This window comes from Gymnodinialimonas mytili (assembly GCF_037544085.1).
Classification (GTDB): domain Bacteria; phylum Pseudomonadota; class Alphaproteobacteria; order Rhodobacterales; family Rhodobacteraceae; genus Gymnodinialimonas; species Gymnodinialimonas mytili.
The window spans coordinates 1216717-1239084 of sequence record NZ_JBBIFW010000001.1 but is presented as its reverse complement, the minus strand read 5'-3'; the positions used below and the strand labels follow the sequence as shown (position 1 = coordinate 1239084).

Genomic DNA, 22368 nt, shown 5'->3' with positions numbered 1-22368 from the left:
ATGGATCAGCGCTTTATCATCGAAATGGGCATGGGCAACGACCAGTACGGCCAGGATTACACCAAGGCCGCGGCCCGCGCGATCGAGGATGCGATCCGGCATTCGGCGATCCCATTGTTCGAGGCGACGGGCCTCTCCCATGACCAGATGCGGGTGCAGGTGACGGTGGGCGTGCAGGCGCCTGAGCAGGTGGATTGCGACGCTCTGGCTGAGAAACTGCCGCGCGGGCGGGCCGAGGTGACCGCCGTTTTCGGCGGTTTGAATGTCGAGAACCCCGATACCGGCAAGGTCCTAGTCATCGCATCAGCGGCGGTTGAGGCGTTTTTGCCCTATCAAGGCGGCTAAGATGCCCGGTGCGGTCATGTTGCAGGGCACCGGCTCCAATGTCGGCAAGTCGATGCTGGTGGCGGGGCTATGCCGGGCGGCGCGGCGACGTGGCCTGAGCGTGGCGCCGTTCAAGCCGCAAAACATGTCGAACAATGCCGCTGTGACCGCCGATGGCGGGGAAATCGGGCGCGCCCAGGCCTTGCAAGCACTGGCCGCCGGGTTGGCGCCCCATACCGATATGAACCCCGTTTTGCTCAAGCCCGAGACCGATGTCGGCAGCCAGGTCGTGGTGCAGGGCAAGCGCATCGCCACGGTCAAGGCGCGGGAGTATGCGGCATTGAAGGCGTCGCTGATGGCGCCGGTTCTAGAGAGCTTCGAGCAGCTGAAGGCGGCCCATGATCTGGTAATTGTCGAGGGCGCGGGCAGCCCGGCGGAGGTGAACCTGCGCGAAGGCGACATCGCCAATATGGGCTTTGCGCGGGCGGCGGATGTGCCGGTGGTCTTGTGCGCCGATATCGACCGGGGCGGTGTGATCGCGCAAGTCGTCGGCACGCAAGCCGTGATGGAGGCCGGCGACGCGGCGATGGTGCGCGGCTTTCTGGTGAACAAGTTTCGCGGTGATCCGAGGCTCTTCGATGACGGCTATGCGTTGATCGAGGCACGGACGGGCTGGCGCGGTTTTGGCGTTCTGCCGTGGTTTGCCGAGGCCTGGCGCCTGCCTGCCGAAGATGCGTTGGAAATCATCGGGGGCGGCAGCGGAGCTTTGCATGTGGTCTGCCTGTGGCTGTCGCGGATCGCGAATTTCGACGATATGGACCCGCTGGCGCAGGAGCCCAATGTGCGGGTGACGATGCTGGGGCCGGGTCAGGCTTTGCCCGGCGATGCGGGTGTGGTGATCATTCCGGGCAGCAAATCGACGCGGGGGGATCTGGCCTATCTGCGCGCCCAGGGCTGGGATGTGGATCTGGCGGCGCATGTGCGGCGCGGGGGGCATGTGTTGGGGATTTGCGGCGGCTATCAGATGCTGGGGCACTCCATTGACGATCCCGACGGAATCGAGGGCGCGGCAGGGACGGAGGCGGGGCTGGGCCTGCTGGAGGTCGAGACGCTTATGACTGGGGACAAACGCCTGACCGAAGTGTCGGCGGTTCATGCGCCAAGCGGTACTGCGTTTGAGGGCTACGAGATCCATAAGGGGCGGACGGACGGCGCCGATTGCGTGCGGCCCTTCGCGCGGGTAGCGGGTGTGGCGGAGGGTGCGATGTCGGCCGATGGGCGGATCGCTGGCAGCTATCTGCACGGGATGTTCCGCGACGATGCCTTCCGCGCAGCCTGGTTGGCGGGGTTCGGCGTCGGGTCGGATTTGCGCTACGGGGCGAGTGTCGAAGAGGTGCTGGAGGCGCTCGCCGACCATCTGGAGGCGCATATGGACGTGGCGGGCGTTTTGGGGCTGGCGGGTTAGCGGCGTAAGCGGTTTTGTCTTCGGGAGCGGTATCGTCCGGCCGCGGCGCGTCGATCCGACGGAGAGTCTAGGCGATTTATGCCAGCCAGTGTCGGACATTGCCTCAGCTTTGCGCCGGGATCAGCCAAATCGACGTGCCGGGGGGCGGCCCGTCGATAGCGCGGGGGCTGCGCCTTGATTCCGCGCCGTGAGCTGCGCTCGTCTGGATTACGCGGCGGTCACCCAGCCGCGTTGGCGGGCTATGCCCATGGCGGCGATCACCGGGGTCTCGGCTTGGCGGGTCTGAAACGCCGCCTTGTCACCCATGCCCAGCCAATCGGCCTGGATCAGCGATTGCGCCACGGCGCCGCCGAGCGTGGTGCCCGGTCCGGTGATGATGAAGAGATCCGGTGCGAATTCCCGGGCGGCGATGGTGATAGCGCGGGTGAAGTCGTAGGGCTCGATCACTTGGTGGCCGAGTGTGTAGGCGTGCAAGGCCTCGCTTGTGCAGGCGCCGGGCCACCAGATCGCGCCGCGCCCGTCGATCAGGGGGATATCTGGCTGGGTAAACATGTCGGCAGCCAAGGCGGCGCGGCCTTGGGCGGCGACGGGAGCCTTGAGCGCGGTGTGGAAGGCGGCGTGGCCCGGCAAACGCAGAGGAAAGCGGCCCTGGGCGGGAACCGAGGCCTCGAATGCCCCCAGCCCCGCCTCATCACCGGCCAGAACCAACATCCCGCCCAGATCGATGGAGAGCCAAAGCCCCTCGATTCCAGCGACCTGGGCCAGCAGATCCGCCTTGCGCGTGGGGTCCGGGCGCCAATCCTCGTCGGTGCAGGGATAGACCAATTGCCCGCCAATGGCGGCCCGGTGCATCAGCGAACCCATCGTGTTGGCGACCCGAAAGCCGTCTTCCGGCGTCAGGGCTCCGGCACACGCCAGCGCGGAATACCAGCCCATGGAATTGCCAGTGACGGCGATGATGTCGATGGCATCGCGGTCGATGCTGAGCGCATCGCCCAACGTTGCAGCGTAGATCAGGGCGGCGGCATTGTCGCCCGTCAGATGGGCGTCGGTGAAGGCCTTGGCCCCGTCAAGCGCGCTGAGCGGCGTCTGGCCATCGGCTTGGCGGAGCGCATCGAGGCGCTCCAGCAGACCTGGATCGGGAAAGTGCTTGGCCAGATAGCCAAGCTCGCTTGCATTATAGGTCCCGCGACCGGGGCAGATCAGAACCGCCGTCGTCATGTCACAAGCGCCTTTGCGGCGGCGACAATGCTGTCGGCGCTGGGCATCGTGGCGGCATAGGCGGGGCCTGTTGCGATGAAACTGTCCTGCGCGGTATGGCGGGCCAGGCGCAGATCGGTCCGTTCGGCAAGCAGAGCCATCAGACCCTCCGCTACTCCGCCCGAGCGGCGGGTTTCGTCGACGATCAGCGCGTGGGTGCAGCCCCTGAGCGCGTCCAGAAGACTGGCCTCGGGAAGGGGAGAGAGCCAGCGCAGATCGATCACGCGGGTCTCGACCCCCGTCTCGGCCAACTGCGCCTGGGCCTGGAGCGACAAGCGGTGGCCATTGGCGAAGCTGATCAGCGCGACGGGGCCATCGCCGGTCACGCCGACCTCACCCAGCGAAATGCGCGTTCCGGGCGCGGGGTAGCGGCGCATCCAAGCGCCGTCGCCATCGTCATAGAGATCGCGCATCGGGTAAAGCGCGATGGGTTCGAGGAACACGACAAGCCGTTGTTCCTTACGCGCCAGGCGCACGCATTCGCGCAGCATCCCCACCGCATCGGCGCCATGGGAGGGTACCGCGAGGATCAGGCCGGGGATATCGCGCAGAACGGCCAGCGAGTTGTCGTTGTGGAAATGCCCGCCGAATCCCTTTTGGTAGCCGAGCCCCGCAATGCGCACCACCATCGGGTTGGTGAATTGCCCGTTCGAGAAAAACGGCAGCGTCGCGGCCTCTCCCCTCAGTTGATCCTCAGCATTGTGGAGATAGGCCAGGAACTGGATTTCCGGCATCGGGACAAAGCCGTTCTGGGCCATGCCGATGCCGAGCCCGAGGATGCTTTGCTCATCCAGAAGCGTGTCGATCACGCGGTCCGGCCCGAAGCGTGTGATCAGCTTTTGCGTGACGCCATAGACGCCGCCCTTGGCGCCCACATCCTCGCCCATCAGTGCAATCTCGGGATGGTCGAGCATCAGGTCGGTTAGCGCCCAGTTGATGAGTTTCGACATGATCTGCGGCTCGGCCATGGCCTTGAGATCTGCGCCGAACGCGGCGGCGCGGGCTTCGGCGCTTGGGCCATTGGTAGGCGCGCAGGGGCGGGGCGGTGGGATCAGGCTGGCCATGACATCCTGCGCGGTCTTCAGCCGGGGCCGCGTGACGGCCTGCGTGGCGATGCGGGCCACGCGATCATTGGTGTCTTGGTAGACCTTCAGGGCCGCATCGGGCGGCATCGCGCCCGCATCGCGCAGCAGGCGGACAGAATGCAGCAGCGGATCGTTGGCCTCGTCCGCCTCGACCTCGGATTTCGGCAGATAGGTTGTGGGCATGTCGGCGCCCGCATGGCCGTAAAGGCGCACGGTGCGGATATGCAGAAAGACGGGGCGTTTGCGAGTTCGGGCGTAATCGGCGGCCTGAGAGGCCGCGCGGTAAGTATCGAAGATGTCGAGCCCGTCGCAGGCGATATAGTGCAGCCCGGGCCGGTGCGCGAAATTGGCGACGATCCAGCCCTTAGGGGTTTTGACCGAAATCCCGATCCCGTTGTCTTCGCAGATGAAAACCAGCGGCAACGGGATCGACTGGAACGCTGTCCAGGCGGCGGTGTTAAAGGCGCCCTGGGCCGTGGAATGATTGGCCGAGGCATCGCCGAAGGAACACATCACGACGGCATCGTCGGGCAGAACACGGTGTTCCGGCCCGTGGCGCTTCGCGGCGCCGATGGAATAGGCCGCCCCCACTGCTTTGGGCAGATGCGAGGCGATGGTCGAGGTCTGGGGCGGGATCATCAGCGCGCGGCTGCCCAGCACCTTATGGCGCCCGCCGGAGATCGGATCCTCGGATGAGGCCGCAAAGCTCAGCAGGATGTCCCAGGCGGCGGATTGGCCGGGCACCTGATCGGCGCGGGCGATCTGAAAGGCCGCGTCGCGATAGTGCAGGAAGGCCATATCCGTCGGGCGCAAGGCGGCGGCGATGGCGGCCATGCCCTCATGCCCCGATGAGCCGATCGTGTAGAACCCCTGGCCTGCCTTCTGCATCGCGCGGCTTTGCCGGTCGAGCGCGCGGCTGAGACACCCGGCGCGATAGAGCGCGACGGCGTTTTCGGGGCTGAGCGGTCCAGAGGGCTTGGCCCCGGCCGGCAGGTCACCCGCGGCCACGCGGCGCAGGAAGTTGTCGTGCACAATGGTGGCGCGGTCCATTGGGGGCCTTTCCGTGTCTGTGGCCCATGCTTAGTCCGATTTGCGGGGCTGGGGGAAGGCCGCTCTGTTACCCGTTGGAGGCGCTTGGCGTATGTGCGATGACACTGCACAGAGCTGTCCCCGATTGCGGTAGAAGAATGACGCCTGAGACTTTCCTGAGATCCTTGTTTGACCGCGCCGTATCGGTGGCAGACCCAATGCAAAGCCTGGCGCAGGCCCTACCCCTCAAGCCCGAAGGCCGCTGTGTGGTGATCGGCGCCGGGAAAGCCAGCGCGCGGATGGCCGAGGCGGTTGAGGCCGAATGGGGCCCTTGCGAGGGGTTGGTGATCACGCGCTATGGCTATGGGCGTCCGTGCGAAGGGATCGAGATTGTCGAGGCCGCACATCCCGTTCCCGATGCGGCGGGTGCCGCCGCGACGCAACGCCTGCTGCGGCTGGTCGAGGGGCTGGGCGCAGATGATTTCGTGCTGGCGCTGATCTCTGGCGGAGGCTCGGCCCTGCTGACGGCGCCGGCGGGGAACATCACGCTCGCGGAAAAGCAGGCGCTGACCCAGGCGATGTTGGCCTCGGGCGCGCCGATTGGCGACATGAACGGCATCCGTAAACAGATCTCGGCGGTCAAAGGCGGCAAGCTGGCCGCGGCGGCCTATCCGGCGCGGATGCTGGCGTTGATGATCTCGGACGTGCCGGGCGATGCGCCGGGCGAGATTGCCAGCGGCCCGACCGTGGGCGATCCGGGTGACGCGGCGCTGGCCCTACGCAAATTGCAGGAATTCGGGATCGAACCCGCGCCCTCGATCCGTCACTTCCTGGAGCAGGGCGGTGATCCGGTCGCGGTGGACGATCCGCGCCTGTCTAAGGTGGAGAACGTCATCTACGCCGCGCCGTCGCAATCGCTGCAGGCGGCAGCGGACCTCGCCGTCCAGCAAGGGATTGCGGTGCAAAATCTGGGCGATTCCATTGAAGGAGAGGCACGTGATGTGGCGCGTGAGCACGCGGATCGCGCGATGCGGGCCGGTGAGAATACGTTGCTGCTGTCGGGCGGCGAGTTGACCGTGACGCGCCGGGGCGATGGTTTGGGCGGTCCGAATGCCGAATACATGCTGGCCATGGCGATTGCGATGGACGGCCACGCCGAGATCCACGCGCTGGCCTGCGACACGGATGGCGTCGACGGCGCGGCAGAGGTCGCGGGTGCAGTCATCGGGCCGGAGACGTTGGCCAAGGCGCGGAAGGCGGGTCTGGACCCGCAAGCGGCACTCGACGCCAATGACGCCCACAGCTTCTTCGCCGCGATTGGCGATCAGGTGGTGCCGGGGCCGACCTTGACCAATGTGAATGATTTCCGGGCGATCCTTGTGGCGCCCAAGTTCCAGCAGAAAGAGGTCTAGGCGATGCGGTTTGTCAGGTGGGGAGAGGCGGGCGCGGAACGCCCCGGTGTGTTGGATGCGGCGGGGCACGTACGGGATCTGTCGGGCGTGACCGGCGATATCGACGGCTCCTTTCTGTCGGATCTGCCCGGTATTGACGCGGAGAGTCTGCCGAAGGTCGAGGCCCCGCGATTGGGGCCGTGTGTGGCCAAGGTGGGCAAGCTGGTCTGTGTGGGGCTCAACTATGCCGACCATGCCGCGGAAGGCGGATGGGATGTGCCGACTGAGCCCGTTCTGTTCATGAAAGCCACCAGCGCCATCTCTGGCCCGTTTGATCCGGTCACGCTGCCTGAGGGCAGCGAGAAGACCGATTGGGAGGCGGAGCTGGGATTGGTGATCGGCACCCGCGCGAAGAACGTGGCCGAAGGGCAGGGCGAGGCGCATGTCGCGGGCTACATAATCGTTAACGATGTGAGCGAGCGCGCCTTCCAGCAAGAGATGGGCGGCCAGTGGACCAAGGGCAAATCCCACGACACCTTCGCCCCGATTGGCCCCTGGTTGGTGACGCGCGACGAGGTGCCAGACCCGCTGGCGCTGTCGATCTGGACCGAGGTGGACGGCGTTCGGATGCAGGATGGCCATACCAGCACGATGATTTTCGCGCCGGGTTTCATCGTGGAATATGTCAGCCGCTTCATGACGCTTGAGCCGGGCGATATCATCTCAACCGGGACGCCGCCAGGCGTGGGGATGGGCAAGTCGCCTCAAGTCTTCCTGCGGGCAGGGCAAGAAATGCGCCTGGGCATCGATGGGCTGGGCGAGCAGATCTTGCCGGTGACCGCGCTGTGAACATTGCGGAATGGTTGTCTCGCGTTGCAGCGACGCGAGGGGCTGCGCCAGCGCTTCTTTTAGGTGCAGAGGTCGTTTCGGATTACGCGGGCTTTGCGGCGGCGTCTGCCAAACTGGCGGGTGGGCTGAAATCGCGGGGCATCGGGCCGGGTGACCGCGTTGGCATCTTCGCGCAAAACTGCCCCGACTACCTGGTGACGCTGTTCGGGATCTGGTGGGCGGGCGCGATTGCCGTTCCGATCAATGCCAAACTGCACCCGAAAGAGGCCGCTTGGATCCTGGCCGATGCGGGCGCGACGCTGTGTTTCACGGGCGATGGGAAAGAGGCCCGGAATGCGGTGCCCTTCGGATCGATCAGCGGCACAGCCGCGCGCGTCGCCGATTGCGCCCGCGACGATGTCGCTTGGCTGTTCTACACGTCAGGCACCACGGGCAAGCCGAAGGGCGTGCAGATCACTCACGGTATGCTGGCCGCGGCGAGCCTGTGCTATCCGGTGGATGTCGATCCTGTTCGCCCCGAGGACGCGGCCCTGTATGCGGCCCCGATGAGCCATGGGGCCGGGGTCTATGCGCCGATCCATGTGCGGATGGGCGCGCGGCATATCTCACCGCGCTCGGCTGGGTTTGATCCGGGGGAGGTGCTGGAGTTGAGCGAACGGCTCGGCCCGACCTCGATGTTCATGGCGCCCACCATGGTGCGGCGGCTTGTTGATACCGCTAAGGCGCAAGGCCGAAGCGGCGCCGGAATCAAAACCGTCGTCTATGGCGGCGGGCCGATGTATCGCGCCGATATCGAAGAGGCGGTGGCGGTGCTGGGCCCGCGCTTTGTGCAGATCTACGGCCAGGGCGAATGCCCGATGACGATCACGGCGCTTAGCCGCAATGAGGTGGCCGACCGCAGCCATCCACGTTGGGCCGAGCGGTTGCAAAGCGTGGGGCGTGCGCAAAGCTGTGTGGAGGTTGCGGTGGATGCCCCAACCGGTGAGGTCGGCGAGATTATGGTCAAAGGCGCGGCTGTAATGCCGGGCTATTGGAACAATCCCGAAGCCACCGCCAAAGCGCTGCAAGATGGGTGGCTGCGGACGGGCGATGTCGGTTGGCTGGATCCCGATGGTTATCTGACGCTTCAGGACCGGTCGAAGGATGTCATCATCTCGGGCGGCAGCAATATCTATACGCGCGAGGTCGAAGAGGCCCTGCTGACCCATCCGAGTGTGCATGAGGTCTCGGTCGTCGGGCGCGCATCGGAGGAATGGGGCGAAGATGTCGTGGCCTTTGTGGTCTGCCGACCGGGCCAGGATCTGGACGAAGCCGCGCTGGATACCCATTGCCTGGATCAGATCGCGCGGTTCAAACGGCCCAAGGCGTATTTCCCGGTCCAAGAGCTTCCGAAAAACAACTACGGCAAGGTTCTAAAGACACGTCTGCGCGAAATGTTGAGCTAGGAGCCACAGGCGCGCGGAAAAGCGCGGGCGCCGCCTTGCTGGTGGGGGGCACGCCGCCTACATCGCGTGGAATGAAACGTTTTATTCCGTTCTTGTCCTCCGACCCACACGTCGCGGTTGTGCGTCTGCAAGGCGCCATCGCGGCCGGAAGCCGCGGGGGCATCAATGACGCGACCTTTGCGCCCGTGCTCGAAAAAGCCTTTTCCAAAGGCAAGCCCAAAGCCGTGGCTTTGGTGATCAACTCACCCGGCGGATCGCCCGTGCAATCGGCGCTGGTCGCCGCCCGCATCCGGCGCTTGGCGGGTGAAAAAGAGGTCCCGGTTCACGCCTTTGTCGAGGATGTTGCCGCATCGGGTGGTTATTGGCTGGCCTGCGCGGGGGACGATATCTGGGTTGATCCGTCTTCGATCGTAGGGTCCATCGGAGTGATCTCGGCCAGTTTCGGGTTCGTCGATGCGATGCAGAAGATCGGGGTGGAGCGCCGCGTGTATACGGCGGGCGAGGACAAATCCATTCTCGACCCATTCCGGCCCGAGCGCGAGGAGGATATCGAACGGCTGAAGGATATTCAGCGCGATATCCACGCCGCCTTCATCGATCATGTCAAAGACCGCCGGGGCGATCGGTTGGCTGATGAGAACCTGTTTACCGGCGCGTTTTGGACCGGCGCAAAGGGCGTCGAGCTTGGGCTGGCCGATGGGATCGGCCATGTCGTGCCCAAGATGAAAGAGCTTTACGGCGACAAAGTGAAGTTCATGCTGCACGGCCCGAAGAAGCCGCTGATCCCGCGATTTGGGGCGCAAATTCTGGCTGACCTCGATAGCGGGTTGGAGGAGCGCGCGCTGTATGCGCGTTATGGGCTGAATTGATGCTGAAAATTGTCAGCTTGTTTCTGATCGGAATGGCGGTCTTGGCCATGTTCGGTCGCCTGCGCTGGCCGGGCTCGAAGAACCGTCTGGATCGCGACAAATCGGAGGGCGCCTTGCCCAAACCCAAGACCTGCCCAAAATGCGGCCGTATGAACCTGCGTGGCGGCCCGTGCCGCGCCTGCCGCGAGGGCACGGATGGCTGATCAATTCGGCTTTGCCATCCTCGGCCTGGTGATCCTGCTCTTGGCCGGTGATGTGCTTGTAAAAGGCGCTGTAAACCTATCGCTCAGATTGGGCATCCCAGCCCTGATCGTGTCTTTGACCATCGTGGCCTTTGGCACATCGGCGCCCGAATTGCTGATCTCGGTTCAATCGGTGCTGGGTGGCGTGCCCGGCTTGGCATTGGGCAATGTGGTCGGGTCGAACACGGCCAATATCCTATTGGTGCTTGGTATCCCTGCGCTGCTGATGGGGATGGGCGCCGGTAGCGATACGCGGCGCGACTACGTGATCATGATGATTGCCAGCATCATATTCGTAGTCCTGTGTTTCCTGGGTCCGCTTCAACTTTGGCATGCCTTGGTGCTGCTGGCAGTGTTTGCAACGATCATGACGATGATGGTCCGCACGGCCTTGTCCCACCGACGCGCCGGAGATCTGGAGGAGGATCTGGAAGAGGCTGATCCTGATATGCCCTGGTGGAAGATCGGGCTGTATCTTGCGCTGGGTCTGGTCGGTCTGCCGCTGGGTGCAAATCTGTTGATCGACAGCGCCACATCGATCGCCGCGGCCTATGGGGTCAGCGACGAGGTGATCGGGCTGACCCTGGTGGCGGTCGGGACCTCACTTCCTGAATTGGCCACAACTGTCATGGCAGCCTTGCGCCGTCAGGCCGATGTGGCCTTGGGTAATGTCATCGGCTCAAACCTGTTCAACATCATCTTCATCATGGGGATCGCGGGCCTGTTCGGCACGATCCCGGTGGAGCGTGAATTCCTGGTCCTGGATCTGTGGGTGATGCTGGCGGCGTCGCTGGTATTGGCGCCGTTCGTGTTTTTGCGGCTTCCGATGGGCCGCGCCGTTGGTCTGGTCTTTTCTGCTCTGTATGCGGGCTATATCGTCGTCCTCCTGGCATGAGGAGGGGCAGACATGACAGCATTGGTCACAGGGGCAGCGAAACGCCTTGGACGCGCGATGGCATTGGAATTGGCCGAGGCCGGCCACGATGTGGCGATCCATTATAACGGCAGTGCAGAGGCGGCTGAGGCCACCGCGGAAGAGATCCGCGCCAAAGGTGTGCGGGCCGTCACGCTGCAAGCGGATTTGCTGGATGAAGCCGCTGTACAGGGCTTGATGGGCCGCGCGGTAGACGCCCTGGGCCCGGTCGAGGTTCTGATCAACAACGCGTCGATCTTCGACTATGACAATATCGATAGCGCGACCCGGCAAAGCTGGGACCGCCATATGGAATCCAACCTGCGCGCGCCCTTTGTGCTGACCCAGGCCCTTGCCGCGCAATTGCCTGACCCGGATACCGATGACGGCGGCGAGCCTGTCGCGCGGGGCCTGGTGATCAACATGGTGGATCAGCGGGTGCGTAAACTGACCCCTGAATTCATGACCTACACGATTGCAAAGATGGGCCTTTGGGCGCTGACCCAGACGGCGGCGCAAGCGTTGGCGCCGAAATGTCGGGTCAATGCGATCGGTCCAGGTCCGACGATGCAAGGCGCTCGGCAATCCGCGGAGCATTTCAAAGCGCAGCGTGAGGCGACGATCCTGCGCCGTGGTGCGGGCCCTGAAGAGATTTGCGCGGCCTTGCGGTACTTCGTGGGTGCCCGGACCGTCACAGGGCAGTTAATCTGCGTGGATGGTGGGCAGCATCTGGCATGGGAAACGCCGGACGTCTTGGGCGTAGAATGACCCTGTGGCACGCGATTCTCCACTGAGCCGCCGATTGATTCACTTTTGTAAATATCTGGTGAAGAAAAGATTTATGGGCTCAAAATGCCGAAAAAAATGATACGAAAACAATGACTTAAATAAATGCCTAAAAAATAGGCAAAGCGTAGAACCCTGCCGAAAACAAAGAGAAATTCGCCATGCCCAATTGTTTTCCAAAAGGTTATCCACAGAAACAGTGGAAAGCTCACCTCTTGATCTGGACCTTGCATCGTTGCAGCTGGATTAAGAATCATGAATCTCGGTTTTTTGATGGAAAATGAGACCGCAAAACCGCCCAAAACGGGTCATGAGGTTATCCAAGGATACCTCCGCACGCTCGACAACTCGCCGGGCGTGTATCGAATGCTCGATGCACAATCTAGGGTCTTATATGTTGGCAAAGCGCGGGCGCTGAAACGGCGCGTCTCGAATTATGCCAAGCCTTCGGGTCACTCGCCACGCATCGCCCGGATGATCCGCGATACGGCCTCGATGATGTTCCTGACCACACGCACCGAGACCGAGGCGTTGCTGCTGGAACAGAACTTGATCAAGCAGCTGAAACCCAAATTCAATGTGCTGCTGCGCGACGACAAAAGCTTTCCGAACATTTTGGTCAGCCGCACCCACGCCTTCCCCCAGATCAAAAAGCATCGCGGGGCCAAGAAAGAGAAGGGCGAGTACTTTGGGCCCTTCGCCAGCGCAGGCGCCGTGAACCGCACGCTGAACCAGTTGCAAAAAGTGTTCCTGCTGCGCAATTGCACCGATGCTACGTTTGAGACCCGCACGCGGCCCTGTCTGCTGTACCAGATCAAGCGCTGCTCCGGGCCGTGTGTAGGATACATCTCGGCCGAGGAGTACGAGGCATCGGTGCGTGATGCGATCCGGTTCTTGAAGGGCGACAGCACCGAGTTGCAGGCGCAATTGGCTGATGCGATGGCTGAGGCCTCTGCCGCGATGGAGTTTGAACGTGCGGCCGCGCTGCGTGACCGCATCCGGGCGCTGACGAACGTGCAAAGTGCCCAGGGCATTAATCCACGCGGCGTCCGCGAGGCCGACGTGATCGCCTTGCATATGGAAGGCGGGCAGGCCTGCGTGCAGGTCTTCTTCATCCGCGCGAACCAGAATTGGGGGAACCGAGATTTCTATCCACGCGTTGGTGCCGATATCGACGAGCCCGAGGTATTGGAGGCATTTTTGGGCCAGTTCTACGATCAGAAAGAACCGCCGCGGCAGATCATTCTGTCTCATCCGATTGAGAACATGGACCTGATGTCCGATGCGTTGTCGGGCAAACGCGGCACCAAGGTCGAACTGCTGGTGCCCCAACGCGGCGAAAAAGCGGAATTGGTCGATGGAGCGCGGCGCAATGCCCGCGAAAGCCTGGCGCGACGGATGGCCGAAGGCCAAGCGCAGACAAAGCTGCTGGATGGCTTGGCCGAAGCGTTCGACCTGGACGGCGCGCCGAAGCGGATTGAGGTCTACGACAACTCGCATATCCAAGGCGCCCATGCTGTCGGCGCGATGATCGTGGCGGGGCCTGACGGTTTCGTGAAATCGCAATATCGCAAGTTCAATATCAAGGGCGACAGTCTGACCCCCGGCGACGATTTCGGGATGATGAAAGAGGTGCTGACGCGCCGGTTTCAGCGCCTGTTGAAGGAAGATCCCGACCGCGAGACCGAGGCCTGGCCGGATCTGCTGTTGATCGATGGCGGTGCGGGTCAGATCAGCGCGGTCAAAGAGATCATGGACGATCTGGGCGTGGAGGACGTGCCTTTCATTGGCGTCGCCAAGGGGATCGACCGCGATCAAGGCAAAGAAGAATTCTACCGTCCCGGCGCCACGGCCTTCGCGCTCAAGCGCAATGATCCCGTGCTGTACTTTGTGCAGCGGATGCGCGACGAGGCGCACCGCTTTGCCATCGGTGCCCATCGCGCGAAACGGTCCAAGGCGGTTTCGGCCACACCGCTCGATGACGTGCCCGGCGTCGGGGCAGGGCGCAAACGCGCGCTGCTGGCGCATTTCGGTAGCGCCAAGGCCGTGGCACGGGCGAACCTATCGGATCTTACCGCTGTGGACGGGATCAGCGAAGGGCTGGCGCAAAAGATCTACGATTTCTTCCATGATCACGCGTAGCACGACGGAACGCCGAGATGTGCACGTGAGACCCCGTGCAAGCCCCTTCCGCCCGAGTTAGGAACAGGATACCCCTGCCCCATGCAATGGACCGTGCCGAACATCCTGACCCTCATCCGCCTTGTGGCTGCACCCATGGTGGCGCTGGTGTTTCTGCTGTTGCCGCGTCCGTTTTCAGACTGGATCGCGTTGATCCTGTTCCTCTCCGCGTCGCTCACCGATTATCTGGACGGCGTATTGGCGCGTCGCTGGGGGCAAGAGACGAAGTTTGGCGCGATGATGGACCCGATTGCCGACAAGGCGATGGTGGTGATTGCGCTGGCCGTGGTGCTGGGGCTCTACGGGACGGTCGCGTTCGGCGGCACGATCCTCTTCAACGCCATGGTCTTGGTGCCGGTGGTGGTGATTTTGTTCCGCGAGGTCTTCGTGTCCGGCTTGCGCGAGTTCCTGGGCGAGGTGGCCGGCACCCTGAAAGTGACCCGTCTGGCGAAGTGGAAAACCTTCGTGCAGATGGTTGCAATTGGCCTGATGTTCAGCTTCGGCCTGTTCGATCATTATTTCGGGCGCTGGACCGAAGGTATGGATGGGACTTTGATCCAGGGCATTCTCGATGGCGCGGTGCCCGATGAATTTGGTCTTTCCTGGCTCTATATGGGGTTGATCGGGTCGTCTTTCGGGGCCTTGGCTCTGCTGTGGATCGCGGCGGTTCTGACCTTGGTGACGGGGGCGGATTATTTCCTGAAGGCGCGACCGCATCTGCGGGATGGAGGCTAGCCCATGGAACTTCGTTATTTCGCCTGGCTGCGTGAACGCGTCGGCACGGGCCATGAAGTGGTCGAAACTGAGGCCGCAACGGTATCGGCGCTGGTCGAGGAATTGCGGGCGAGGTCCGAGGCCCATGCTTTTGCCCTGAGCGATCTGACATCCGTGCGTGTGGCGGTGGACCAACAGCTGGTCGATTTCGATGCGTCAATCTCGGAGGCGCGTGAGGTCGCGTTCTTTCCGCCCATGACGGGGGGCTAGATGTCCATCCGCGTCCAAGACGCTGCGTTTGACATGGGCGCCGAGCTGAACGCTTTTTCGCAGGCTCTGGCGGATAACGGCGTGAAGGCCGGCGCGATTGTCAGCTTTTGCGGGGTCACACGCGATGTGGCCGAGGGCGATCTCGATGCCATGGTGATCGAGCACTATCCGGGTATGACCGAAGCGGCGCTTGGCGATATCCGTGCACAAGCGATGGCCCGCTTTTCGCTGGCTGGTGCGATGATCGTGCATCGATACGGGCGCTTGGCGGCGGGGGAGATCATCATGATGGTGGCAACCGCTGCACCGCACCGTGCAGATGCGTTTGCCGGGGCGGAGTTTTTGATGGATTACCTGAAATCCCGCGCGCCGTTTTGGAAGAAAGAGATCACGACTCGCGGCGAAAGTTGGGTCGACGCCAAAGACACCGATGAGGCCGCGCTCAAGCGCTGGTGAAGCGTGTCAAATTGTGCGCCTTCGGCGCGTTCGGTGACCTCGTCCCCGCCCTTGCGGGCGGTGCCTCAGGTGGGCGCGGGCTGAGAGAGCGCGCTTCGTGACTCGGCGCGACGTCTAGTTGGCTTGGTTGATCTGCTCGACGTAGTTGCGCAGCTCTTCGGCTTCGGATCTGGCGTCGCGCAGACCGTCCATGGCGGCGCGCAGTTCTGCCTCAGACTGGCTGAGCTGTCCTGTGAGCTCGGCTTCGCGTTGTTGCAGATAGGCGATGGCCTGGTCGCGGGTTTCTTCGGCGTCATGGAGCGCACGGGCCAGATTTTCCATCTCACCCAGATCGGCCGACGAGACCTGGTTGAAGCGCGCCACCAGCCAATGGGCCAGCCATCCCAAGACGAAGGCGACAAAGAGAATGATGGCGATGGCGATGATAAATTCCAGGCGGTTCATGGGCCAATGCGTCCTATCAATTGTCGTCTTCGGGCGGCTCGGGCCGCGGCAATGGGCTGGCTTCAAAGGGCCAATCGGCAATCGTCCCGCGGGCAAGAATACCATCGGTGGTGCGAGGCTGGTCGTCTTCTGCCGCCGCGGCTTGGTCCAACTCGGCCGCAGCCAGCAACCGGAAGGCGATGCGGCGGTTCTGCTCGCGGCCCACTTCGGTCTCGTTTGAGGCGATGGGTTGGCTTTCGCCATAGCCTTGAGCGGTCAGGTTCGACACCAGAATGCCGCGCGCCAACAGACCGTTCAGCACCGCATCGGCGCGGGCCTGGCTGAGGTTCAGGTTCATCGACTCGCGCCCTTGGGAATCGGTATGTCCGCCGATCTCCATCCGGACATGCAGACAATCGGGCAGCACTTCGGCGATTTGATCCAGGATTTCGCCCGCCGCATCGTTGATCTCGGTCGAGCCCGGATCGAAGGCAATCTTGGTTTCCTCCTGGATCGCGCGGATCCGTTCGACGCATTGGTCAGGCGTTGGCAACGACGCGACCGGGTCGAGCGCCTCATCATAGGTCACATCAAGCTGGAAATCCGCGCCTTGGCCCAGTTCCTCGGATAACAGGCGGGTCAGTTGCGAGACCATTTCCGTGTCGCCGGTTCGCCCCGACAGGCGCAGAATGCCCGGCTCCACCGTCAATTCGCCTTCGTGCAGGTCGGCCAACGCGGTGAGGCCGGCCATCACCCGAACGGACCAGCCCTGGGGCAAGTCTGCGACCTCGCGGGTGGCGATGTTGGTGGTATCGGCCCCAAAAAGCGATGTGGCGTAGGTATGCACCGATTGTCCAATTGTGCCCGGGGGCAGCCGTCCGCGTAAGCGCGCCCCGGTTTCCGGGTTCAGCGTGGCGACAAAGCTGGCGGGGCCTGTGGCCTGTTCGGCAGAAGCCTCCGGCAGCACGGCCTGTAGTGAGAAAACGTCTGGAAGATTGGCCGTCAGATTGCCAACCGCGTCGTCAAAGCGGTCCTGCGGCGTGCCCACAGCGGCGATAAGGGTAACATCTGCATCCGAGAAGGTCAGGCTGCCTTCACCCATCTCTGTCAGCGCCGCAAGGGCGGTTTCCACCGCAATCGGCCAGGAGGCGGACGGCACGCCCAATCCGATCGTGCAGGGCACGACACCTGTTGCGCCTGCCGCCAGACCGGCCGCGACAATCCGGTCGCGCGACGCGGCGCTGTCGGCCGTGCAGGTTTCAAACCGACCCCCCTCGGCATCGCGCACAAAGCGCAGAGCGAAGGGCGTGATCACCGGGCGCGGTGCTGAGATGTCCAACACCACTTCAACACCGGGCGGTTGGTCGCGCTGAAGCTGAGCGATAAATTCTGCGCGTTCCTCGCGTGTCTGACCGACAGCTTCAACTTCGACCCTATCGGCCAGGACGGTGATCTTTGACCGTGGCAGCGTGGCAAGCGCCAATAGGCCATAGTCCAACGCGGCGTCCCATGTGCTCGGCGCGGCAAATTCTGCCGTTTCGATCATGTTCACCACGTCTTCTGATCCGGCGATATCGGCGACGCTTTCTGCGACGGCAAAGGCTTCGTCGCCGTTTGTTCCGGGAATGAGGCCGATCAGCTGAATTCCGTCGCCATTCCGCAAGATGTCCAGTGAAAACCGGGGCGGTTCGGTCGTGTCGATCGCGGCGACATCCAACTGATTGACCACACGGTCACCGTCGATGATCGCCGATGCACGGGTTTCGGCGCGGAAGCGTGCGGCTTCATCCGGGGCCTCGCCCTGCAAGAACACCTGCAAGCCGTTGGCCGAGACCTCGACCCATCTGATGGCATCCGCTTGCAATGCGGCTGTTACATCCTCGATTGAGCGCCGCTCGACCAGTTTTGCCGACACAATCGCGGTGCCGACCGAAAGGCAGGCTGCCAAAACAAAACAGGCTGGCCCCAGAAGGGCTGATATGCGGTTGGTGTCACTCATGGGCGTTTTTACGCATTCCCCTGCTCGGGTTTATTAACGTCCGATAGCGCGTCGCGCACCTGCTTTCAATCAGACGAGTATCGCAACGGCGAAAAACAGCGCCGGGATCAGCCCCGCATCGCGGTTGGATCGGAACAATCGCAGGCACAGATCGGCATCGTCGATATCCAGCCGGACAAGCTGCCAGGACAGGTGCCACCCCATCGCCCAGACGCCTGCCAGCGCGGCCACAAGTGCCAGGAAATTGCCGCCGGGCACCAGAGCCACCAGCACCGCTGCGCCCATCAGCGCCAGGGTGGCGATCATGAAGCCGCGCAGCCAGGACTTGGTATTCTCGCCGAACAGACGCGCCGTTGACTTGATACCGATCAGCGCGTCGTCTTCGCGGTCTTGGTGGGCGTAGATTGTATCGTAGAACAGCGTCCAGGCGATCCCGGCGATATAGAGCAAGACCGGTGCCAGACTGAGGCTGCCGGTATGGGCCGTCCAGGCAAGCAGCGCACCCCAATTGAAGGCAAGGCCCAGGAAAACCTGGGGCCACCAAGTGACCCGCTTGGCAAACGGATAGATGCAGACGGGCACGAGCGAGACGATGCCTAGGACGATTGTTGGCAGATTGAGGGTCAGCAGAATGCCGAATGCCATAAGCGCTTGCAGCACCAGCCAGATCATCGCGCCTTTGACGCTGACCTGTCCGGAGGGGATCGGGCGGGACGCTGTGCGCGCGACCGCGCCGTCAAAGTCGCGGTCGGTGATGTCGTTCCAGGTGCAGCCCGCGCCGCGCATCAGAAAAGCGCCAATGGCGCAGCCCACCGCGATCCAAAAATCATACAGCGTGGGGGTGCGTCCGCTGGAGGCGATGGCCAGCGCAAGCCCCCACCAACATGGGAGCAGCAGCAGCCAGGTGCCGATGGGCCGGTCCGCGCGGCTGAGCCTCAGATAGGGGCGGGTCGCTTCTGGCGCCAATCGGTCCACCCAATTTCCGCGCACGGCGTCTGCAACTTGCCCCCCTGGCGTTTCCGGTGCCTCGGTCATAAATCTGTCCCATGTCACAGCGGCCCAAGATACGCCTCTATGTAGACCACCCGCTGGCCGAGGGCGAGCGTGTCGCCCTGTCGCGGGATCAGGCTAATTATCTGTTCAACGTGATGCGGTTGGGTATCGGCGCTGAAGTGGCCCTGTTCAACGGGCGCGACGGCGAATGGCGGGCCGAGGTGGCTCAAGCTGGCAAACGCGCGGGTGAGCTTGCCTGTGTCGCGCGAAGCGCGCCGCAGGGGACGCCGCCCGACTTGTGGCTGTTATTTGCCCCGATCAAAAAGGCGCGGACCGATTTTATCGTCGAAAAGGCGGCTGAGATGGGGGTCGCGCGCATTTGTCCGGTTCAGACGGCTTTCACCAATTCCGAGCGGATCCGCCAGGATCGTTTGCAGGCCCATGCGGTTGAGGCAGCTGAGCAATGCGGAGGCACCTATGTGCCGCCCGTCGATCCGTTGCGGCCTCTGGCGCAGGTTTTGGCGGACTGGCCGGAGGGTCGCGGATTGATCTTCGCCGATGAAGTCCTCGCGGGCGCCGATCCCGCGCCTCTGCCACCGGGACCCGCGGCAATTCTGATTGGGCCCGAGGGCGGGTTTTCAGACGCGGAGCGCACGCAGTTGCGCGGGTTGGACTGTGTCACGTCGATTGCGCTGGGGCCGCGCATCTTGCGGGCGGATACGGCGGCGGTGGCGGCGCTCACCTTGTGGCAGGCGGCAGCGGGGGATTGGATGTGAACAGCTTTTTCCGGCCAGAGGCGATGTCAGCTTTGACACGGTGGCGCGAGGTCATCGTGGCGCTGATCATCGCCGCGCTGGGCGTGTGGATCGCGCTTCGACCGGGCGGCATCATTGTCGCAGGGTTCGGATACGTTCTGATTGGGTTGGGCCTCGCCTTTCTTATCCCGGCCCTGCGCCGGGCGCGCTTTGCAACCGACGGGCAGGGCGCAGGGATCGTGCAGGTGGATGAACAGCGCATCACCTATATGGGCCCGGTTACAGGCGGTGCGATGGCGTTGGATGACCTTGCGATCCTGTCGGTGCGCCGGGATGGGCTGGGCCAAACCTCTTGGGTTCTGGCCGATGCCACTCAACTTCTGGTGATCCCGGTGGACGCGGCGGGTGCCGATGCGCTGTTCGATACCTTTTCTGCGCTGCCTGGGCTCAACATCGACAGGCTAATCGCTGCTGTGCAAAGCCGCACAGGAGGGTCGCAGCAGCTTTGGTCTCGGAAGCGGCCCGTGGCCTTGACACCTTGAGCGCCGCAGGCCACGCCTTGAGGTCAGATGGCACCCCAAGGAACCTGCGCCCATGTCTATCCCCCAATCCGGTGGCGGCCCAATCGAACGGCCCGCGCAACTCGCGGAATATCTGGCAGATGGCTGCAAGCCCAAGCAAGATTGGCGGATCGGCACCGAGCATGAGAAATTCGGGTTTTGCCGCGATACGCAGAATCCGATCCCCTATGATGGCGACCGCTCGGTCAAGGCTGTGCTGGAAGGGCTGCGGGATCGTTTTGCTTGGCAGCCTGTGGAAGAAGCAGGCCATATCATTGGCCTGCAAAAGGACGGTGCCAATGTCAGCCTGGAACCGGGCGGTCAGTTGGAACTGAGTGGCGCGCCGCTGGAGACAATCCACCAGACTTGCGACGAGGTGAACGAACATCTGCGTCAGGTGCGTGAGGTGGCCGATATCATCGGCGTCGATTTCATCGGCCTAGGCGCCGCGCCGATCTGGACACACGAGGACATGCCTGTCATGCCCAAGGGGCGCTACCGGCTTATGACTGACTACATGGATCGCGTCGGATCGCTGGGCAAAACCATGATGTATCGGACCTGCACCGTACAGGTGAACCTCGATTTCGGGTCCGAGGCCGATATGGTGCAAAAGATGCGTGTGGCGGTGGCGTTGCAGCCCGTGGCGACAGCTTTGTTTGCCAATTCTCCCTTCATTGATGGCGCGCCTAACGGCCATAAAAGCTGGCGCAGCCGTGTGTGGCGCGATCTGGATGCGGACCGGACGGGGATGATCCCATTCATCTTCGATGACGGATTCGGATTCGAGCAATGGGTCGATTACGCTTTGGATGTGCCGATGTACTTCGTCTATCGCGACGGGGTTTACCACGACGCGCTGGGCCAGAGCTTCCGCGATTTTCTGAAGGGGGAATTGCCTGCGCTGCCCGGCGAAATCCCGACGCTGAGTGATTGGGCCGATCACCTGACCACGATTTTTCCCGAGGCGCGCGTGAAGAAGTTCATCGAGATGCGCGGCGCCGATGGTGGCCCGTGGCGGAGGCTCTGTGCGCTGCCTGCGTTCTGGGTCGGGTTGATGTATGATCAAGGCGCGCTCGATGCGGCCTGGGATCTGTGCAGAGGCTTTGACACTGAGACCCGGGAAGAGATGCGCGTGCAGGCCTCGGTCCGGGGGCTCGATGCGGTGGTTGGCGGCTACAAGATGATCGATCTGGCGCGCGAGGTTCTGGCGATTTCCGAGGCTGGCCTGACGGCCCGTGCCATGCCAGGGGCGGGTGGCCTTGTGCCCAACGAAACGCATTTCTTGAACGCACTCAAAGACAGCATTGAAACCGGCATGGTTCCTGCTGATGAATTGCTGGACAAGTTCAAAGGCGAATGGGCGGGCGATCTATCGCGGATCTACGCCGAATATTCGTACTGACCCACGCGCCTAGTAATCGGGGCGTGGATCCGCCTTCTGGATCGAGGGCAGGACGCGACGCTGATAGTAGTCGCGCGCAGCGGCTTTTCGGGCCGCCATCGCGCGGGCGCCGCCAACCTCTCCGCCGACGGCAACCATGGAATCCTCGGCTTTGGTTTCGAAGAAATTGCTTCTGGGTCTGTTTGCGACATCTCCGTCGCCGAAGACTTGCTCGGCAAACGCCGGATGCATCATTTCCAATCCCCCAAGCGGGTCATCGCCGAACCGGTTGGGGCCGGAGGTGCCAGCTCGACACAGCCAAACAAGGAACAGGATCTGTGCGCCCAACGATACGATGCTTGGCATCACTGCCATCAAGAATGCGGGCAAGCCAGAGACCGTGTTCCCGCTGAACACCGTGGCCATCGCGGGAAGCAATGCCACAAAATAGGCCAGCGTCGGCATGAAGATGTTCCAGCCGCGCTTATTGATATCATGGAGGCGCCGCACGGTGACCGTCAGGTACGGGATTGCGAAAATCAACAGGTAGAGCACGACGGCCAAGCCCGCGTAGAGGACAAACTGCTGGCTATCCAAAAACTCGGTGAGCGCGGCGATCATTGCCCGACCCGCCTGCTCGTCATCCATCTCGGATATGCGCCGTAAGCGAAACGCCAATGCCGGATTGGACGCGAGTACGAAGACGAAACCGACCATGATCGGAATGGAGATCAAGATCTGGAAGAGGAAAAACCACCAATATTCGGATCGCGGCGCGCGACCGCGGAAATTAAACATGCGTGCGTAGCAGCGCCCAACAGCCTTTGCGAAACCCATTTGCCCGTGCCCCGTGTAGTTCCTTGCGCGATGGTCAGCACAACGGATGGATCGGAAATGTGCCGATCCTAGGGCGAGACCGCGACAAACTCTGGGGCGGACAGGGGCAATCCAACGCAAAACGGCCCGCCGGATGGG

At 62.9% G+C, this 22368-nt stretch carries 22 protein-coding genes; 16 read left to right on the top strand and 6 right to left on the bottom strand.

Annotation, left to right across the window (positions count from 1 at the left end; translation table 11 throughout):
• Positions 1–345, top strand: a complete 345-nt coding sequence (locus V8J82_RS06065; RefSeq protein ID WP_339973184.1) for a Lin0512 family protein — start codon at positions 1–3, stop codon at positions 343–345.
• A 1-nt stretch (position 346) separates the two neighbouring features.
• Positions 347–1789, top strand: coding sequence for a cobyric acid synthase (locus V8J82_RS06060; RefSeq protein WP_339973182.1), 1443 nt, complete (start codon positions 347–349; stop codon positions 1787–1789).
• A gap of 207 nt (positions 1790–1996) precedes the next feature.
• Here the strand turns inward: V8J82_RS06060 and V8J82_RS06055 are convergent, their stop codons facing one another.
• Together V8J82_RS06055 and V8J82_RS06050 are read right to left on the bottom strand one after the other, a co-directional pair.
• A complete protein-coding gene (locus tag V8J82_RS06055; protein WP_339973181.1) occupies positions 1997–3010 on the bottom strand; it encodes an ACP S-malonyltransferase in 1014 nt (337 codons plus the stop codon).
• Entirely contained in the window at positions 3007–5184 is a 2178-nt protein-coding gene (locus tag V8J82_RS06050; protein WP_339973180.1) for a dehydrogenase E1 component subunit alpha/beta, read from the bottom strand. Before V8J82_RS06050 ends, V8J82_RS06055 begins: the two co-directional genes overlap by 4 nt.
• 137 nt (positions 5185–5321) lie before the next feature.
• Here V8J82_RS06050 and V8J82_RS06045 point away from each other — a divergent pair, with 137 nt between their 5' ends.
• The 11 genes from V8J82_RS06045 to V8J82_RS05995 all read left to right on the top strand — a co-directional run bounded on the left by V8J82_RS06045 (position 5322) and on the right by V8J82_RS05995 (position 15279).
• Positions 5322–6575, top strand: a complete 1254-nt coding sequence (locus V8J82_RS06045; protein ID WP_339973179.1) for a glycerate kinase type-2 family protein — start codon at positions 5322–5324, stop codon at positions 6573–6575.
• 3 nt (positions 6576–6578) lie between these two features.
• The gene (locus tag V8J82_RS06040; protein ID WP_339973177.1) at positions 6579–7403 is read left to right on the top strand and encodes a fumarylacetoacetate hydrolase family protein; all 825 of its coding nucleotides are present in this window, start codon (positions 6579–6581) and stop codon (positions 7401–7403) included.
• Positions 7400–8848, top strand: coding sequence for a class I adenylate-forming enzyme family protein (locus V8J82_RS06035; protein ID WP_339973173.1), 1449 nt, complete (start codon positions 7400–7402; stop codon positions 8846–8848). Before V8J82_RS06040 ends, V8J82_RS06035 begins: the two co-directional genes overlap by 4 nt.
• Positions 8849–8919: 71 nt before the next feature.
• Positions 8920–9717 carry a S49 family peptidase gene (locus V8J82_RS06030; protein WP_339973170.1) on the top strand — a complete coding sequence of 266 codons (798 nt, stop codon included), beginning with the start codon at positions 8920–8922 and terminating at the stop codon, positions 9715–9717.
• Entirely contained in the window at positions 9717–9920 is a 204-nt protein-coding gene (locus V8J82_RS06025; RefSeq protein ID WP_339973168.1) for a hypothetical protein, read from the top strand. The genes V8J82_RS06030 and V8J82_RS06025 overlap by 1 nt, the downstream gene beginning before the upstream one ends.
• Entirely contained in the window at positions 9913–10854 is a 942-nt protein-coding gene (locus V8J82_RS06020) for a calcium/sodium antiporter (protein ID WP_339973166.1), read from the top strand. The genes V8J82_RS06025 and V8J82_RS06020 overlap by 8 nt, the downstream gene beginning before the upstream one ends.
• Before the next feature lie 12 nt (positions 10855–10866).
• Complete coding sequence (locus V8J82_RS06015; RefSeq protein ID WP_339973163.1) at positions 10867–11640, top strand: SDR family oxidoreductase; 774 nt, start codon at positions 10867–10869, stop codon at positions 11638–11640.
• A gap of 288 nt (positions 11641–11928) precedes the next feature.
• The gene (uvrC, locus tag V8J82_RS06010; RefSeq protein WP_339974535.1) at positions 11929–13800 is read left to right on the top strand and encodes an excinuclease ABC subunit UvrC; all 1872 of its coding nucleotides are present in this window, start codon (positions 11929–11931) and stop codon (positions 13798–13800) included.
• 81 nt (positions 13801–13881) lie between these two features.
• Positions 13882–14574 (top strand): CDP-diacylglycerol--glycerol-3-phosphate 3-phosphatidyltransferase, encoded by a 693-nt coding sequence (gene pgsA / locus V8J82_RS06005; RefSeq protein WP_339973161.1) that lies wholly within the window; start codon positions 13882–13884, stop codon positions 14572–14574.
• Between the two features lie 3 nt (positions 14575–14577).
• Entirely contained in the window at positions 14578–14823 is a 246-nt protein-coding gene (gene moaD / locus V8J82_RS06000) for a molybdopterin converting factor subunit 1 (protein ID WP_339973158.1), read from the top strand.
• Positions 14824–15279 (top strand): molybdenum cofactor biosynthesis protein MoaE, encoded by a 456-nt coding sequence (locus V8J82_RS05995; RefSeq protein ID WP_339973156.1) that lies wholly within the window; start codon positions 14824–14826, stop codon positions 15277–15279. It abuts the gene before it with no gap.
• Between the two features lie 114 nt (positions 15280–15393).
• Here the strand turns inward: V8J82_RS05995 and V8J82_RS05990 are convergent, their stop codons facing one another.
• From V8J82_RS05990 to ubiA, 3 genes are all read right to left on the bottom strand, one after another.
• On the bottom strand, positions 15394–15723 hold the full coding sequence (locus tag V8J82_RS05990; protein ID WP_339973152.1) for a hypothetical protein: 330 nt from the start codon (positions 15721–15723) through the stop codon (positions 15394–15396).
• 16 nt (positions 15724–15739) lie between these two features.
• Complete coding sequence (locus tag V8J82_RS05985; RefSeq protein ID WP_339973150.1) at positions 15740–17701, bottom strand: OmpA family protein; 1962 nt, start codon at positions 17699–17701, stop codon at positions 15740–15742.
• A gap of 69 nt (positions 17702–17770) precedes the next feature.
• The gene (gene ubiA, locus V8J82_RS05980; protein WP_339973148.1) at positions 17771–18736 is read right to left on the bottom strand and encodes a 4-hydroxybenzoate octaprenyltransferase; all 966 of its coding nucleotides are present in this window, start codon (positions 18734–18736) and stop codon (positions 17771–17773) included.
• 11 nt (positions 18737–18747) lie between these two features.
• Between ubiA and V8J82_RS05975 the strand changes: the two genes are divergently transcribed.
• The 3 genes from V8J82_RS05975 to V8J82_RS05965 are packed head-to-tail and all read left to right on the top strand — an operon-like array spanning position 18748 to position 21414.
• Positions 18748–19470: a 16S rRNA (uracil(1498)-N(3))-methyltransferase gene (locus tag V8J82_RS05975; RefSeq protein ID WP_339973146.1), complete on the top strand. Its 723-nt coding sequence runs from the start codon at positions 18748–18750 to the stop codon at positions 19468–19470.
• Positions 19467–19991 (top strand): hypothetical protein, encoded by a 525-nt coding sequence (locus V8J82_RS05970; RefSeq protein WP_339973145.1) that lies wholly within the window; start codon positions 19467–19469, stop codon positions 19989–19991. Before V8J82_RS05975 ends, V8J82_RS05970 begins: the two co-directional genes overlap by 4 nt.
• A 52-nt stretch (positions 19992–20043) precedes the next feature.
• Complete coding sequence (locus V8J82_RS05965) at positions 20044–21414, top strand: glutamate--cysteine ligase (protein WP_339973143.1); 1371 nt, start codon at positions 20044–20046, stop codon at positions 21412–21414.
• A 9-nt stretch (positions 21415–21423) separates the two neighbouring features.
• Here V8J82_RS05965 and V8J82_RS05960 read toward each other — a convergent pair whose 3' ends face one another.
• Entirely contained in the window at positions 21424–22191 is a 768-nt protein-coding gene (locus V8J82_RS05960; protein WP_339973141.1) for a DUF805 domain-containing protein, read from the bottom strand.
• Positions 22192–22368 lie beyond the last annotated feature (177 nt).